A 16,686-nucleotide genomic window follows, 5' to 3' on the forward strand; every position below is an offset into this window, starting at 1 on the left:
ATGGGCGCGATCCGCACGACCTGTGCCTATTGCGGCGTCGGCTGCGGGATCCGCGCGGAAGTGGACGGCACCCGTTCGGTCGCGATCGCCGGCGACCCCGATCATCCGGCCAATCGCGGCCGGCTGTGTTCGAAAGGCACGCACCTGGGCGAGACCGTCGGGCTCGACGGGCGCCTGCTGCACCCGATGGTCGGGGAGGCGCGCGTCTCGTGGAACGAGGCGCTTGGCCAGGTGGCCTCGCGCATGCGCGCCTGCATCGAACGTCACGGGCCGGACAGCGTGGCCTTCTATGTTTCCGGCCAGTTGCTGACCGAAGACTACTACGTCACCAACAAGCTGATGAAGGGCTTTGTCGGCAGCGCCAACATCGACACCAATTCGCGCCTGTGCATGGCCAGCGCGGTCGCCGCCCACAACCGCGCCTGGGGTGAAGACGTCGTCCCCTGCTCCTACGACGATATCGCCGCGGCCGACCTGATCCTGCTGGTCGGGTCGAACACCGCCTGGTGCCATCCGGTCGTGTGGCAAGCGATGGAGGCGGCGCGCGAACGACGCGGCACGAAACTGGTGGTGATCGACCCGCGACGGACGGAAACCGCCGAGCGGGCAGACCTCCACATCCCGCTCGCGCCCGACGGCGACACGGCGCTGTTCACCGCGCTGCTTGCCGAGATGGCCCGCCGGGGCGCGCTCGACGACGCCTTCCTGCGCGATGCCTGTTCGGTGCCGCCGGGCTTCTGGGACGATCTCAATCACGATCCGGCGATCGATCGCGCCCTTTTCGCACGGCTCGCCGACCTGTTCGCCGCGAGCCCGCGCGCGATCACGATGTTCAGCCAGGGCGCAAACCAGTCGGTCGGCGGCACCGACAAGGGCAATGCGATCATCAACCTCCACCTCGCCACCGGCCGCATCAACCGCCCCGGCGCGGGGCCTTTCTCGATCACCGGGCAGCCGAACGCCATGGGCGGCCGCGAGGTCGGCGGGCTGGCCAGCACGCTTGCCTGCCACCTGGGCTTCTCCGCCGAAGAACGCGCCTCGGTCGCGCGGTTCTGGGGCACCGACCGGCTCTGCCGCGAGCCGGGCCTGAAGGCGGTGGACCTGTTTCGTGCGGTCCATTCGGGCAAGGTCAGGTTCGTGTGGATCATGGCGACCAATCCCGCCGTCTCGATGCCCGATGCCGGTTTCGTGCGCGAAGCGCTGGCACGCTGTCCCCACGTCGTCGTGTCGGACGTGATCGCGCAGACCGACACGGCGCGCCTGGCCCATGTCCGCCTGCCGGCGCTGGCCTGGGGGGAGAAGGACGGCACGGTCACCAATTCGGAACGGCGCGTCAGCCGCCAGCGCCGGCTCTTTCCCGCGCCCGGCGAAGCCCGGGCCGACTGGCGGATCGTCGCCGATGTCGCCGCGCGCATGGGCTGGGGCGAATCCTTCGCATGGTCGTCGCCGGCCGAGGTGTTCCGGGAATATGCGGCGATGACCCGGCTCGCACGCGAGCACGGAAAGCACCTGGACCTGGCCGAATGGGCCGGGTGCAGCGATTGCGAATACGAACGGATGCAGCCGTTCCAGTGGGGCGGGCCGCACCCGCTCGCGCGCCGGTTTCCGACGGCCGACGGCAAGGCGCGGATCGTCGCCGTCAGCCCCCCTGCGGCCCGGTCGCCCGATCCCGATTTCCCGCTCCGGCTCAACACCGGCCGCTACCGCGATCAGTGGCACACTATGACCCGCACCGGCCTCAGCCCCCGGCTCGCGCATCACCGGCGCGAACCGGTCGTCGAGGTCCATCCGGCCGATGCCCGCCGCCGCCGGCTCCTCGACGGCGGGCTCGCCCGGGTCGAGACGCCGTTCGGCGCCCAGCTGTTCCGCGTCGCGACCAGCGAGGGCCAGCGGCCGGGGGAGATCTTCGTCCCGATGCACTGGACCGACATGCTGGCCGGGGGCGGACGGACCGGGAAGCTGGCCCAGCCTGCGACCGATCCCCATTCCGGCCAGCCCGGGTTCAAGAACACGCCCGCCCGCCTCGCACGGGTCGAGCCGGACTGGCGCGCCTTCCTCGTCTCGCGCCGGACCGTGACCCCGCAGGCCCCCTACTGGGTCCGCTCGCGGGTCGCCCGTGGATGGCTGACCGAGTTGGCCGGGTTCGGCGCCGTCGATTGCGACGCCCTGCTACCGGCCGGCCCGCGGATCGAAGTGGCCGACCGTGAGCGCGGGATGCGGCGAATTGCCGTGCCGGACGAGGGAGGGGGCCTGGCCGCGGCGCTGTTCGTCACCCGCAGCGGCACCCTGCCCGCGCGCGAATGGATCGCGGAGCAACTCGGCATGCCCGGATCGGGCGCCGAATGGCTCGCCGGGCGATCGGCCGCTCCCGCGCCGGACAAGGGGCCGCTGGTCTGCCTGTGCCACGACGTCGGCGAGCGGCAGGTCGCCGCCGCGATCGCCGCCGGCGCGTGCGACACCGCCGCCGTCGGTGCCGCGACCAAGGCGGGGACGAATTGCGGCAGCTGCCGCCCGGTGATCGCCCGGATGCTGGAATCCCGCCCGACAATGGAGCCTGCCGAATGACCGACTTCGAACCGCGCACCGTATGGCTGGTCGGCGCAGGCCCCGGCGATCCGGAGCTGCTGACACGCAAGGCGGAGCGGCTGCTCTCCGGCGCCGACGTGGTCTTCCACGACGCGCTCGTCGGACCCGGCGTCCTCGCCCTCGCCCGCCCGGGTGCGCGGCTGGTTCCGGTGGGCAAGCGCGCCGGCCGCCATTCGCAGAGCCAGGCGCGGATCGACCGGATGATCGTGGCCGCCGCGCGGGCCGGGCAACGCGTCGTGCGGCTCAAGGGCGGCGACCCCGCGGTCTTCGCGCGCACGGCGGAAGAGCTCGCCGCCTGCCGCGCCGCCGGTGTCCCCGTCCGCATATGCCCGGGCATCACCGCGGCCTCGTCCGCCGCGGCGAGCCTCGGCACCCCGCTGACGCTGCGGGGGCAGGCCCGGGCGCTGACTTTCGTGACCGCCCATGCCTGCGCCGGCGATGCGGCGGACGTCGACTGGCAGGCGCTGGCCGACCCCGGGGCCACGCTGGCGATCTACATGGGCAAGGCAATGGCCGGTCGCATTGCGCGCCGCCTGATCGCCGCCGGCCTGGACCCGGCGACCCCCGTTGCCCTGGTGGAAAATGCCAGCCTCCCTGACGAGCGGCGGTTCGACAGCCGGCTCGACCTGCTGCCGATCGCCGCCCGGTCCGTGCTGGGCGAAGGCCCGGCCGTGATCCTGGTGGGGCCGGCACTCGACTACGCCCGCGAGCCGGCGGCAGCTCCCGATCGTGGGAGCGCGCGCGCGCTGACGGCGGGTGCCGCGTGACGGTACCCGCCCCTCTCTGCACCGACCGGCGCGCCCCTTCCGGCTGCGCCCCGCCCGCCCTGTCCTTCGCGGCAGCGCGCGCGCTGCTCGACACCTTCGGGCCGGTCGACGGGATGGAACGGATCCGTCCGGAACAAGCAGCGGGCCGGGTCCTTGCCGAGTCGGTCCTGGCCGCCCGCGACACGCCCGTCCGCGATCTGGCGGCCATGGACGGGTTCGCGATCGCGGCCGCCACGCCGGGCCCCCGGCGGATCTTCCGGGTAGAGGGGCGCTCGCTGCCGGGCGGGCCGCCCCCGCCGCCGCTACCCCCCGGCGGCGCCTGCCGGGTGACGACCGGGGCGCCGCTGCCCGCCAACGCCGCGCAAGTGGTGATCGACGAACGGGCCGTGCGCTCGGGGTCCACGGTCGCCCTCGCCGTCGCCCCCGGCGACAAGCCCCACGTCAGGCGGCGAGCGTCGGATTTCGCGGCCGGCGAGGCCGTGCTGGCAGCCGGGATGCAACTGACGCCGGCGGCCCTCGTAACCGCAGTGGCCTCTGCCGCCGACGCGGTCGTCGTCCGCCGCCGGCCGCGGGTGGCGATCCTGGCCACGGGGGACGAATTGCCGGGCACGGGGTCGGCGCTGTCCGGCGCGAACGGCATTCCCGACAGCGTGACGCCCGCGCTCGCCGCCATGATCGCCGCGGCCGGCGCGGCCCCCGCGGCAATCTGCCACCTGCCCGACGAACGGGGCGCGATCGAACGCGCCCTGGCCGCCCACCTCGGCCCGCGCGGCGAAACGCAGCGGGCCGACGCCGTCGTCATCACGGGCGGCGCATCGCGCGGGGATCGCGATTTCGCACGCCAGGGCGCGGCCGAAGCGGGGGCGCAGACAATCTTCGCGGGGGTCGCCATGAAGCCGGGCAAGCCGGTATGGTGCGCGCAGCTGGACGGCCGCCCGATCGTGGGGCTGCCGGGCAATCCCACCGCGGCGCTGACGGTCGCGCGGCTGTTCCTGCAACCGTTGATCGGGCGCCTTTCGGGACGCGACGCCGCCCGGGAAGAGGCATGGACCGCCCTGCCCCTGGCACGCGCCATTCCCGCCAACGGCCCGCGAGAAGCCTTCCTGCTCGCGACGTTCGCAAACGGCCACGTTTCGCTCGCGCAGCGGCAGGACGCATCGGGCCAGCGCGCGATCGCGCTCGCCACCCACCTCGTGCGCCGCGCGCCCGGCGCCCTTCCGGCGCCGGCCGGCACGACGGTCGAGGCGCTTCGGATCTGACCCGGTGACGGCGGTTCTCGGTGCGATCCTGGCCGGCGGGCGATCGCGGCGTTTCGGCAGCGACAAGGCGGCGGCGACGATCGGGGGGCGCAACCTGCTGGACCATGCCGCAAGCTCGCTGGCCCGGCAGGTGGGCGCGGTCGTCGTCTGCGGCCGCGCCCACCCTGCCCTGCGCGCGCTGGCCGATGTCCCGCGCCCGGGCCTGGGCCCACTGGGCGGCCTCGCCGCGGCGCTGTCATGTGCGCGCCATGAGGGGTTTGACGGCGTGCTGTGCGTGCCGGTGGACCTCCACCCCCTGCCCGACGACCTCGCCCGGCGGCTCGGCCACCACGCGCCCGCGGTCCTCGACGGCCAGCACGCGGCGGGGTTCTGGCCGGCCGGCCTGGCCGATCCGCTGGTCGATCACCTGGCCGGGGGCGGGCGCTCGTTCCGTTCCTGGATCGACGCGACCGGGGCGGTCCGCATCCCATGCGAGACGGCGCCGGTGAACATCAATCGCCCGGGCGACCTGGCCGAGGCGCGGCGAAGAACCAGTGGCGCATCGCCCTGATCGCCCCGGCCCCGCCCGCGCCCCCGCATTGCTGCGCGCCCGATTGCCCGATAGAGGGGCGCGATGCGATTGCGCCATATCGAAGTGTTCTATGCCGTTTACCGGACCGGGTCGGTCACCGGCGCGGCGCAGGAACTGAACGTGTCCCAGCCTTCGGTCAGCAAGGTCCTGCGCCATGCGGAGGACCAGCTCGGCTATCCCCTCTTCCGGCGGAACAAGGGGCGGCTGGAGCCGACCGAGGCGGCGCACGAGCTGTTCGGCGAAGTGGACGAGGTCTATCGCCAGGTCCGCTCGCTGCGCCAGACGGCCAAGAACATCGGCGCGCGCCGCGGGGGCCATATCCGCCTGGGCCTGCTGCCCTCGCTCGGCTTCGGCGTCATCCCGGAGGCGATCGCGCGGCTGCGCGACGAACACCCCGACGTCAGCTTCGAGCTCGACACGCTTCATTCGCGCGACATCGCCAGCTCGCTGCACGAGCGCGAGCTGGACCTCGCGATCGGATACGGCAGCGCGGCAAAGTCGCGCCTGGCCGTGCGCCAGGTGGGCGAGATCGAGCTGCTCGTCGCCGCGCGCAAGGCCGATTTCGTCCCCGCGGGCGGGGTGGTCGATTTCGAGGACCTCGACGGGCGCGACTTCATCGGCCTGCGCGACAGCGGCCCTTCGGGCGCGGTCCTGCTGGACGAGATCGACCGCCTGGGCATAACCCCGCGCGAAGTCGTCACCGCGCGCACCTATTACGTCGCGCTCGCCCTCGTGCAGCGGGGCGTGGGCCTGACCGTGGTGGACGAGTTCACCGCCCGCTCCATGCCGGGCGCCGACGTCGGCTTCTACCCGTTCCGCAAGCCGGTCGTCTCGCCGGTTTCGGCCTACTTCCTGCGCGACAACCCGGCGGCCGAGCTGCTGACCGGTTTTCTCGACACGGTGGAGGAAACGCTGGGCGCAAAGCCCGATCCGCGCGCATAACCGCAGGCTATAGCGCAGCGAAGTGTTAATCCCGCAGCGTCCTTGTCTTCGCAAAGCCGCCGGTGCCACAAAAGTGACATAGGCCGAATTGGCCATACACCCACGCATCTTCCAAGGGGGGAAGTTCATGACACGCTCTCGGCGCATGTTGCTGCGCGCATTCTTCATGGCCGGCACCGCCGGTCTCGCCTCGCCCGCTCTCGCCCAGCCCGCGCCGATCGGCGTGGGCGAACCGCAGGAGGCCGCGCCCGAAGAGCCGGCCGAAATCGTGGTCGTCGGCTCGCAGATCAAGGGTTCGAAGATCACCGACACCCTGCCGGTGACCGTGCTCGACACCGACAATATCGACGCCATCGCCGCGTCTTCGGGCGACGAGCTGTTCCGCGCGATCCCGCAGGCCGGCGACGTCGGCTTCAACGAACAGCGCACGACCGGCGGGATCAACGATGCGCGCGGCGACGTGGCCTCGATCAACCTGCGCTCGCTCGGCACCGGCAACACGCTGGTCCTGCTCAACGGCCGGCGCATGGTCCTGCACCCGGGCTACCAGACCGAGAACCTGGTCCCGGTCACCTCGGTCAACGCCAACGCGATCCCCGTCGCCGGCGTCCGCCGGCTGGAGGTCCTGCGCGACGGCGCGGCCGCGATCTACGGCACCGACGCGGTCGGCGGCGTGGTCAACACCGTGCTGCGCGACAATTTCGACGGCGTCACCGCCGAAGTGCAATACGGCGGCTCCGAAGGCACCTCGCTGCGCGAGTTCGATGCCGAGCTGGCGATGGGCCGCACCTTCAACCAGGGGCGGACCAATATCTCGCTGTTCGCCAACTTCCTGAACCGCGAAGGTATGCCGGCGAGCGACCGCGAATATTCGCGCAGCTACGACATCCGCCGGTTCGTCGAGGGCACGCCGTTCGAAGGCGACACCGATTTCGACAACCGTTCGACCAACTCGCCCTTCGGCGAATTCCAGCTCTACGACTATACCGCGACCGTGCGCCAGAACGGCAACGCGATCACCTCGCCCAGCGATTACTGGCATATCCAGCCCGACACGATCGCCGGCTGCGTCGCGGACCTGGGCAACGGCCTGTGCGCCGACAACTCGACCCAGAACTCCAACAGCGAGGAAGACCGCCTCTACCGCTACAACACCGCCAACGATCGCTGGATCGTCGGCGATACCCAGCGGTTCAACGGCTTCCTGTTCGCCAACCACGAGTTCGACAGCGGGCTGGAAGTCTTCGCCGAAGCCGGCCTCTACCTGTCCGACTACAAGACCCACCGCGAGGCCGACGCCCCGCTCAACGCGGTCGACATCATCGTTCCGGCGAACAATTACTGGAACCCGTTCGGGCCGACGCACTTTTCCGACGGCAGCGAGAACCCGAACCGCCTGCCGGGGCTCAACATCCCGGACGAAGGCGTGGCGATGATCCTCAACGATTACCGCTTCGTCGATGCCGGACCGGAAGTGATCGAGGTCAAGAACACCAATTACCGCCTGCTCGCCGGCCTTCGCGGCGAAGTCGAGGGGTGGAACTGGGAATCGGCGTTCGTCTGGTCCGAAGCGACGACCGAGGACAAGTCGAACCGCATCAGCAACACCTTGCTGCAGCAGTCGCTCGCGCTTGAAACGCCGATGGCCTACAACGTCTTCAACGGCGGCAACCTGGCCGATTTCCCGAACGGCGACGGCACACCCAACGACCAGGCGATCATCGATGCGATCACGGTCGATGCCTATCGCACGAACAAGAGCCAGCTGGGCATGTGGGACCTGCGCGTCTCGCGCCCCGACCTGCTGGCCCTGCCGGCCGGCGACGTCGGCGTCGCCTTCGGCGCGGAGTACCGGTACGAGGCGTTCAAGGACGATCGCGACGACCGGCTCGACGGCACGATCACCTTCACCAACCCGGTTTCGGGCGAGTTCCACACCAACGACCTGCTCGGATCGAGCGCGACCCCCGATTCCTCGGGCGATCGCGACGTGGCCTCTGCCTACCTCGAGTTCGCGATCCCGGTGATCAGCCCGTTCATGGACGTGCCGCTGGTCGAGGCGTTCGAAGTGCAGGCCGCGGCCCGTTTCGAAAGCTATTCCGACGTTGGCGAGATCCTGAAGCCCAAGGTGGCGGCGGCCTGGACCGTCTTCCCTTGGCTGAAGTTCCGCGGCTCCTACTCCGAAGGGTTCCGCGCGCCCAACCTCGTGCAGATCAACGAGAACGGCCTCGAACGCAGCAACGGCCGGCTCGACTACGTCCGCTGCGAGGCGGATATCCGCGCCGGGCGGATCGACACGATCGACGATTGCGGCCGCTCGCAGTCGGTCGTCAGCGAACGCCAGGGTTCCAGCGAGCTGGGGCCGGAGGAGAACAACTCCTACTCACTCGGCGTCGTCCTGCAGCCGAACATCGCCAACGGCCGCTTCGGCCAGATCACCGCGACGGTCGATTACTGGCGCATCAACCAGACCGACGTGGTCGGCATCTTCGGCGACGACAACCAGATCGCCTACGACTACCTGCTGCGCGTGCGCGGTTCGTCCAACCCGGCGGTGGTGCGCGACGCGCCGACGCAGGAAGACATCGACAACTTCGCCGGCACCGGGCTGGAGCCGGTGGGCGAGATCGTGCGCGTGCTCGACAACTACCTGAACCTGCTGCCGCGCCGGATCGAGGGGATCGACTTCACCGTCCACTACGAGCTGGACGACACGGCGATCGGCGACTTCTCGCTCAACGTCAACGCGGCGCACCTGCTCCGCTTCGACCAGGAGCCTTCGCCCGAGGCGCAGGAGATCATCGACGCGCAGGCCGCGGGCGAGATCTCGCAGGGCTTCGTCGTGGACGGCGCGGAAGGCCTGCTGCGGCAGGACGGCAACCCGCGCTGGCGCCTGTCGAGCTCGCTCACCTGGCGCATGGGCAACTTCGGTGCCGGCGTGTTCGGGCGCTATGTCAGCTCGGTGAAGGACACCGGCGCGACGCTGAGCGACGGGACGCAGTTCGTCGTCGACGACTGGGCCTATGCCAACGTCTACGTCCAGTACACGTTCGACGAGGGGCCGCTCGACAACACCCGCCTGCGGCTGGGCGTGCGCAACATCACCAACGAGGCCCCGCCGCTGGCCGACAGCAGCTTCGGCTACCTGGGTTCGCTGCACTCCAGCCGGGGCCGTTACTGGTACGGCTCGATCCGCAAGCGGTTCTGACCGCGTGCCGGCGCGGCGCGCACCGGCAGCCGGGCCGCGATCCCGCCACCGGCCGTTCCCCGCGGGAACGGCCCCGGCGGGGCCGGTCGCGGCGGCCGGGCGGCCGCCCGCGCGACGCCGGGCGCGGCGGCCGCGATCGCGGTTCGGGCACCCGCTGCGCCGCAAGCTCTTCCACAGGGAGCGAACTTCCTGTTTGTCAACGCGGTTCCGGCGCTCGATAACGCATCCGCGACCGGTGCGCTGGCCGGTCGCACCACAATTGCGCAGCGCCCCCGGGAGGACTTTTAAATGATACGCTCGCTCGCCAGCCGATGGTTTGCCATCGTCCTGTGGAAACGCATTCTCGCCGCGCTCGTCCTCGGCGCCCTCGCCGGGCTGGCGCTGGGCGAATCGGCCGAACAGATCCGCTGGATCGGCGACCTGTTCATCCGCATGATCCGGATGCTGATCGTGCCGCTCGTCTTCGTCACGCTGGTTTCGGGCGTGATCGCGATGAAGGACCCGAAGCGACTCGGATCGATCGGGAGCAAGGCGATCGCGCTCTACCTGATGACCACGTTCGGGGCGATCGTGATCGGGATCGGGCTGGCGCTGCTGTTCCGCCCCGGCGTCGGGATCGACCTGTCGGGCGCGGAGGCGACGACGCTGGACGAGGCCGGATCGCTGGCCGACCGCCTGCTGGGCATCGTGCCCGAAAACCCCTTCGCCGCCTTCGCCGAAGGCAACGTGCTGGCGGTGATCTTCTTCGCGATCATGGTCGGCGCCGGCCTGATCATGGCCGCCGAGCGCGGGCAGCCGCTGGCGCGGATCTTCGAGGCGGGATCGGAAACGATGCTGAAGGTGACCGCCATCGTGATGGAATTCGCCCCCTTCGGCGTCTTCGCGCTGGTCGCCTGGGTCATGGGCACCGTGGGGCCGGGCACGTTCCTCAACGTCTTCCTGCTCGCGGTGGCGGTATATCTCGGCTGTTTCCTGCACATGCTGATCGTGCACGGGGCGATCGTGAAGTTCTTCGCCCGCCTGCCGGTCCTGCCGTTCTTCCGCGGGGTGCGCGAACCGCAGCTGGTCGCCTATTCGACCTCGTCCAGCTCGGCCACCCTGCCCGCCAGCCTCTCGGCGGCGGAGCACAACCTCGGCATCCAGCCGCCGGTCGCGTCCTCCGTCCTGCCGCTGGGCGCGACGATCAACATGGACGGCACCGCGCTCTACGTCGCGCTGATCTCGATCTTCGCGGCGCAGGCCTTCGGCGTCCCGCTCGACCTGTTCGACTACCTGCTGATCGGGCTCACCACCACGCTTGTCTCGGTCGGCACGGCCTCGGTTCCCTCGGCCTCGCTGTTCCTGATGGCCGCCGTGCTGAACGTGATCGGGATGAGCGCGGCGCAGACCGCCATCGTCGTCGGCTTCATCCTGCCGTTCGACCGTATCCTCGACATGATGCGCACGGTCGCCAACATCACCGGCGACATGGCCGTGGCGACCGTCGTCGCCGTGTGGGAGGACGAGATCGACCGCGACGTCTACAACGCGCTGCCGACGGAGTAGGAACCCGATGCAACCGTTCCACCTCGCCTTCCCCACCACCGACCTGGCCGCGACCCGCGCCTTCCTGGTCGATGCGATCGGCGCGCGAGTGGGGCGCGAATCGGAACGGTGGGTCGATTTCGACCTCTTCGGGCACCAGGTCACCGCCCACCTGGTCGATGCGGCAGGCGCCGCGCCGACCAACCCGGTGGACGGCCACGCCGTCCCCGCGTTCCATTTCGGCGTCGTGCTGGACTGGAACGCGTGGGAGGCGCTGGCCGAGCGGCTGCGCGAACGCGGCGTCCCCTTCGTGATCGAGCCTTACGTCCGCTTCGCCGGCAAGCCGGGCGAACAGGGCACTTTCTTCGTGCGCGATCCGGCCGGGACCGCGCTGGAGTTCAAGACCTTTCGCGACATGGACCACCTTTTCGCGACCTGAGGGGGAGATAACCGATGAAGCGTTTCGTCGCCGCGCTCGCGGCCGCCACCGTCTGCTGCCTGCCCGTGGTGCAGGCGCCGCTCGCCGCGCAGCAACTGCTCGACTACGACACGATCCACCACCCGGTGATCGACGACGAAGCCATGGTGGTCAGCCAGAACGCGCTGTCCAGCCGGATCGGCGCGCAGATCATCGCGCAGGGCGGCAACGCCGTCGATGCCGCGGTCGCGACCGCCTTCGCGCTCGCCGTCACCCTGCCGCGCGCGGGCAACCTGGGCGGCGGCGGCTTCATGCTGGTCTACCTCGCGGAAGAGGACCGCACGGTCGCGATCGACTATCGCACGGCCGCCCCCGCCGCGGCGGAGGCAAAGCTGTTCCTCGACCGCAAGGGCCGGCGCGAGGATAACGCCGACTACGGCCACATGGCCGCCGCCGTTCCCGGCACCGTGGCGGGCATGAAGCTGGCGCACGAGCGCTGGGGTTCGCTGCCGTGGGAAGACGTCGTGCGCCCGGCGGTGGAGCTGGCGCGCGACGGGATCGTCGTCACGCGCGACCTGTCGGAGGCGCTGCGCTGGGGCCGCAAGCGGCTGGCAAGCTCGGACGCGGCGATCGCGACGTTCTTCAAGCCCGACGGCAGCCCTTACATGTACGGCGAGACGCTGAAGCAGCCCGAACTGGCCTGGACGCTGGAACGGATCGCCACCGTCGGCGCGGACGATTTCTACCGCGGCGAGATCGCGCGGCGGATCGTCGCCGACATGGAGGCGCAGGGCGGGCTGATCGCGATGAGCGACCTCGCCGCCTACGAGGCGAAGCTGCGCGAACCGATCGCGACCGATTACCGCGGGCTCCACGTCGTCACGATGCCGCCGGCCAGCTCGGGCGGGGTCGCCCTGCTCCAGATGCTGAACATGCTGGAACGCTTCAACCTCAAGGAAATGGGGCACAACAGCGCCTCCACCGTCCATATCCTGGCCGAGACGATGAAGCTCGCCTATGCCGACCGGCGCAAGTCGATGGGCGATCCCGATTTCGTCGACAACCCGGTCGAACTGCTGATTTCGAAGGACTACGCGGCCCGCCGCGCGCAGCAGATCTCGCGCCAGGGCAGCACCCCGCCCGAAGCGATCTCGCCGTTCGATCCGCTCGCTTACGAGAGCCCGGACACGACCCATTTCTCGATCGTCGACCGGCAGGGCAACGTCGTTTCCAACACCTACACGCTCGGCTCCTCGTTCGGATCGGGCGCGCTGGTGGAAGGCGCGGGCTTCCTGCTCGACAACCAGATCAAGAACTTCTCGCTGCGCGTGAACGTGCCCGGCGCGACCTATTCCAACAGCGAGATGAACAAGATCGCGCCCGGCAAGCGCATGATGTCGAGCATGACGCCGACGATCGTCTTCCGCGACGGCAAGCCGTTCCTGGTGGTCGGCTCGCCCGGCGGCAGCACGATCATCAACACCGTGCTGCAGATCATCCTCAACGTCGCCGATCACGACATGAACGTGGCCGAGGCGACGTTCGCGCCGCGCCTGCACCAGAACTGGAAACCCTCGGAACTGGAGCTGGAGCCGGGCTTCAACATCGATTCGGTCCGCGTGCTCCGGTCGCTCGGCCACGAGATCGAGGTGCGCGACACGATCGGCAGCGCGCAGGTCATCATGCTCGAAGGCGGCAAGGTCCTCGGCGCGGCCGACCCGCGCCGCCCGGGCTCGGGCGCGGCCGGCGTCGGCAACCTCGCTGTCGAGAGCCGCGAAGGGCCGGCCGCGCTGCCCTGAGGCGCCCTGCCCTGAGCCGCCCTGGCCTGAGCCAGCCCGCGGCCCCGGCCGGCAAGCGGGCATGAAAAAGGCGCCGTCCGGTCCAGCCGGGCGGCGCCTTTTCGATGTGCGGGCGGGAAGTCAGCGCGGGTCGAAGGCGATCGCCTCGATCTCCACGTCGGCCGGCGCGACGAGGCCGGAGACGACGGTCGAGCGCGTCGGGTAAGGCGTCGGGAAAAGCCGGGCATAGGCCGCGTTCATGCCGGCCGAAAGCTCGGCGCGGGTGATCCAGACCGTCGTCTTGACCACGTCCGCCAGGTCCAGCCCTTCGCCCTGCAGGACGGCGCGCAGGTTGGCGATCGCCTGCTCGGTCTGTTCCTCGATCGTGCCTTGGCACATTCCGCCTTCGGGGGTGCGGGGCAGCTGGCCGGAAACGAACAGCAGGGGGCCTGCGCGGCGGGTCTTGCTCAGCGGGGGGCCGGCAGGGGCGGGCTGGTCGGTGCTCATCGAAACTATCTCCTGTGGCTGGAAGCGAAACCGGCCCTGCCGTTCAGCGCAGGACCAGGCGGGCCAGGCGTTCGGCCGAACCCATCGCCAGGGTCCAGCCGAGCACGCCGTGGCCGAGGTTGTAGGCCAGCCGCGGGTGCGGCCGGGCAATGCGCGGCTGCGCGTCGGGCGTCATCGGGCGCAGGCCGGTCCAGAACGCGCCGGCCCGGTCGAACGCGGCGGCGCGCGGCATGGATCGGCGCGCGCCGTCGACCAGCGCGGCCATGCGCCGCGGATCGACCGCGCGGTCGAAATTGCCAAGGTCGGCCAGCCCGGCCACGCGGACCTGCCCGCCGAGCCGGGTGAAGACGATCTTCGCCTCGACATCGGTGATCGATATGCTGGGCGATGCCGGCGCCGCCGGGGCGGTGAAGGAATAGCCTTTCATCGGCATGATCGGCAGGCGAATGCCGAAGGGGCGCAGCAGGCGCCCGCCTTCCGAGCCGGAGCAATCGACCGCGATGTCGGCCGACAGCTCCTCTCCATCGGCGCAGACGGCCAGCGCGCGGTCGTCTTCCAGCCGCAGGCGGGTGACGGTGCGCGCGAAACGGGTCGCGGCGCCATAGCGATCGACCAGCAGGTCGCGCATCGCGCAGGCGAAACGGTGCGGGTCGCCGACCGCCTCCTCCGGCGAATGGAGCACGCCCCTGATCCCCGGCGCGGCGCGTTCCAGCGCCGGTTCCATGACGAACGCCTCCGACGGGGACAGCGCATGCTGGACCACGCCCGGCCCGGCCTTCATCTCCGCCACCGCGCGGGCCGCGTCGAACGCGCGCTGCGAACGATAGACGTGCATCTTGCCCGCGGTGCGATAGCCGAAGTCGAGCGGGTGGGCGCCGGCCAGTTCCTCCATCGCGACCCGCGATTCGAGCGCGAGGTGCAGCGTCGCCAGCGTATTGGCGCGGAACCTCTCGCGCGTGCAGTTGCGCAGGAAGGCGGCGATCCAGCGCAAGTAGTCGAGATCGAGCCGGCGGCGCATGCGGAACGCGGGGACCAGCCCCAGCGCCAGCTTGGGCATCTGGCTCAGCAACGCCGGGCTGGCGAGCGCATCGGTGTAGAGATAGCTGAGCTGCGCGCCGTTGGCGTGCGAGGTTTCCATCCCCGGTTCCTCGTGCCGCTCGACCAGCGTCACGGCCAGGCCCCTGCGCGCCAGGGCATAGGCGGTCGAAACCCCGACGACGCCGGCGCCGACCACGATGGCGGATTGTGGCACCGTCATCGCGGCGATTTCGCGTCCAGCCGCCGGACCGTGCCGTCGCGGCGCGGATCGGCCCCGCCGGCAAAGCCGCCCTCGCCATCGGCGAAGATCGCGTGGAGCCCCGATTCCTCGCCGCTGCCGGGCCGCACGGTCACCCCGCGCGCGGCCAGCGCGGCGCGCACGGCGGGGGAGAACTTGTCCGCCTCCCCGCGGAAGGAATCGCCGCGCGCGACGAGGTTGGGCAGCGCGATCGCATCGGCCGGGGACAGGCCCCAGTCGACCATGCCGACGATCGTCTTGGCGACATAGGCGATGATCGCGTTGCCCCCGGGCGAACCGAGCGCGGCGACGACGCGCCCGTCGCGGTCGAGCACGATCGTCGGCGACATCGACGATCGCGGCCGCTTGCCCCCTGCGACGGCGTTGGCCGCCGGGCGCCCCTCTTCATCGACCGGTGCGAAGGAGAAGTCGGTCAACTGGTTGTTGAGGAAGAACCCGGCGACCGCGCGGCCGGATCCGAAATAGGATTCGACCGTCGTCGTCATCGACACGATGTTTCCATCGCCGTCGGCAATCACGAAGTGGGACGTGCCCGCCGGCTCGCGGGTGGAATCGCGCCCGCGGGCGTGCTGCGTCAGGGTGCCCGCTTCCGGCGCGGGCATGGCCCTGTCGCCGATCAGCGTGCGGCGCGCGGCGAGGTATTCGCGATCGAGCATGGCATCGACCGGCACGCGCACGAAGGCCGGGTCGCCGACGTAGCGGTCGCGATCGGCATAGGCGAGCCGGCTGGCCTCGGCGAAGAGGAACCAGGCCTGCGGATCGTCCGGCCCGCGCGCGGCGATGTCGGTCCCTTCGAGCAGGCCGAGGATCTGCAGCACCGCGACCCCGCTCGACGGCGGCGGCGGAACGCAGACGAGATAGAGGCGATAGGGCCGGCAGACCGGTTCGACTTTCTCGGCGCGATAGCTTTCCAGGTCGGCGCGGGTCATCGTGCCCGCCAGCGGACCCTCGCGCGTGCGCTCGACGATCGCGCCCGCGGTCCGCTCGCCGCGATAGAATGCCTCCGCCCCGCCCTCGGCGATCGTCGCCAGCGTCTCGGCATAGGCCGGGTTGGCGAAGCGGTCGCCTTCGCGCAGCAGGCGCCCGCGCGCATCGCTGAACGTCGCGCGCACATCGGGCGCGGCGGACTGCGGGTAATCCCCGTGGACATAGCGCTCGGTCCGCCCGGTCAGCGGGTAGCCTTCGCGCGCAAGGGCGATCGTTTCGCGGAAGGCGTCGGCCCAGGGCAGGCGGCCGTGATCGGCATGGGCCATTTCGAGCATGGCCAGCACGCCGGGAACGCCGCTCGCGCGGCCGCCCAGCATCGCCTCGCGGCGCGGCAGGGGCTTGCCGTCCTCGCCCAGCAGCATGTCGGGCCGCGCGCCGGCAGGCGCTTTCTCGCGCCCGTTGTAGGCGGTGACGTCGCCGCTCTTCGCATCGTAATGGAGCAGGAAGGCGCCCCCGCCGATGCCCGAGCTTTGCGGTTCGACCAGCCCCAGCATCGCCTGGACCGCGACCGCGGCGTCGATCGCGCTGCCGCCGCGCTCGATCACCGCGATCCCGGCGCGCGTTGCCTCCGGGTGGGCGGCGACCACGACCGCTTCGCGCGCGGGCGCTATCGCCGGCGCCGCGCCCGTCGCGGGTTCGGCCGGCGGGGTGCCGGCACAGGCGGCGAGCGCCGATGCCGAGAGCATCGCGAGGGCGGTCTTGCGCAGGACGCAGAGGGTTCGGGGGGTAAAGGCGTGGTCGATCAAGGCACTACTCGCTTCCGGGCCCCGGACCCTAGGCGAGCGGGCGAAGCGAGGCCCAAGAGTGACCGTTACGCCGGCCATAGACGAAAGCTATCCGCG

General features: G+C 70.8%; 12 protein-coding genes. 9 read left to right on the forward strand and 3 right to left on the reverse strand.

The window, feature by feature from the left end; translation table 11 throughout:
* The 9 genes from T8T98_RS10065 to ggt (T8T98_RS10105) all read left to right on the forward strand — a co-directional run bounded on the left by T8T98_RS10065 (nt 1) and on the right by ggt (T8T98_RS10105) (nt 13,074).
* On the forward strand, nt 1-2,565 hold the full coding sequence (locus tag T8T98_RS10065) for a nitrate reductase (RefSeq protein WP_251105282.1): 2,565 nt from the start codon (nt 1-3) through the stop codon (nt 2,563-2,565).
* The gene (gene cobA, locus T8T98_RS10070; protein WP_251105281.1) at nt 2,562-3,353 is read left to right on the forward strand and encodes a uroporphyrinogen-III C-methyltransferase; all 792 of its coding nucleotides are present in this window, start codon (nt 2,562-2,564) and stop codon (nt 3,351-3,353) included. The genes T8T98_RS10065 and cobA overlap by 4 nt, the downstream gene beginning before the upstream one ends.
* On the forward strand, nt 3,350-4,612 hold the full coding sequence (locus T8T98_RS10075; protein ID WP_251105280.1) for a molybdopterin molybdotransferase MoeA: 1,263 nt from the start codon (nt 3,350-3,352) through the stop codon (nt 4,610-4,612). The genes cobA and T8T98_RS10075 overlap by 4 nt, the downstream gene beginning before the upstream one ends.
* Before the next feature lie 4 nt (nt 4,613-4,616).
* On the forward strand, nt 4,617-5,162 hold the full coding sequence (gene mobA, locus T8T98_RS10080; protein WP_251105279.1) for a molybdenum cofactor guanylyltransferase: 546 nt from the start codon (nt 4,617-4,619) through the stop codon (nt 5,160-5,162).
* Nucleotides 5,163-5,225: 63 nt separating this feature from the next.
* Nucleotides 5,226-6,125, forward strand: a complete 900-nt coding sequence (locus tag T8T98_RS10085) for a LysR family transcriptional regulator (protein ID WP_160733191.1) — start codon at nt 5,226-5,228, stop codon at nt 6,123-6,125.
* A 127-nt stretch (nt 6,126-6,252) separates the two neighbouring features.
* Nucleotides 6,253-9,333 (forward strand): TonB-dependent receptor domain-containing protein, encoded by a 3,081-nt coding sequence (locus T8T98_RS10090; RefSeq protein ID WP_251105278.1) that lies wholly within the window; start codon nt 6,253-6,255, stop codon nt 9,331-9,333.
* Nucleotides 9,334-9,621: 288 nt separating this feature from the next.
* Nucleotides 9,622-10,878: a dicarboxylate/amino acid:cation symporter gene (locus tag T8T98_RS10095; RefSeq protein WP_251105277.1), complete on the forward strand. Its 1,257-nt coding sequence runs from the start codon at nt 9,622-9,624 to the stop codon at nt 10,876-10,878.
* A gap of 7 nt (nt 10,879-10,885) precedes the next feature.
* Nucleotides 10,886-11,296 (forward strand): VOC family protein, encoded by a 411-nt coding sequence (locus T8T98_RS10100; RefSeq protein WP_251105276.1) that lies wholly within the window; start codon nt 10,886-10,888, stop codon nt 11,294-11,296.
* A gap of 14 nt (nt 11,297-11,310) precedes the next feature.
* Nucleotides 11,311-13,074: a gamma-glutamyltransferase gene (ggt, locus tag T8T98_RS10105; protein WP_251105275.1), complete on the forward strand. Its 1,764-nt coding sequence runs from the start codon at nt 11,311-11,313 to the stop codon at nt 13,072-13,074.
* A gap of 120 nt (nt 13,075-13,194) precedes the next feature.
* Here ggt (T8T98_RS10105) and T8T98_RS10110 read toward each other — a convergent pair whose 3' ends face one another.
* The 3 genes from T8T98_RS10110 to ggt (T8T98_RS10120) are packed head-to-tail and all read right to left on the reverse strand — an operon-like array spanning nt 13,195 to nt 16,590.
* Complete coding sequence (locus T8T98_RS10110) at nt 13,195-13,560, reverse strand: RidA family protein (protein ID WP_251105274.1); 366 nt, start codon at nt 13,558-13,560, stop codon at nt 13,195-13,197.
* A gap of 43 nt (nt 13,561-13,603) precedes the next feature.
* Nucleotides 13,604-14,818: an FAD-dependent oxidoreductase gene (locus T8T98_RS10115; protein WP_251105273.1), complete on the reverse strand. Its 1,215-nt coding sequence runs from the start codon at nt 14,816-14,818 to the stop codon at nt 13,604-13,606.
* Nucleotides 14,815-16,590 carry a gamma-glutamyltransferase gene (gene ggt, locus T8T98_RS10120; RefSeq protein WP_251105272.1) on the reverse strand — a complete coding sequence of 592 codons (1,776 nt, stop codon included), beginning with the start codon at nt 16,588-16,590 and terminating at the stop codon, nt 14,815-14,817. The genes T8T98_RS10115 and ggt (T8T98_RS10120) overlap by 4 nt, the downstream gene beginning before the upstream one ends.
* Nucleotides 16,591-16,686 lie beyond the last annotated feature (96 nt).

This window comes from Pelagerythrobacter marinus (assembly GCF_034375205.1).
GTDB lineage: Bacteria > Pseudomonadota > Alphaproteobacteria > Sphingomonadales > Sphingomonadaceae > Pelagerythrobacter > Pelagerythrobacter marinus.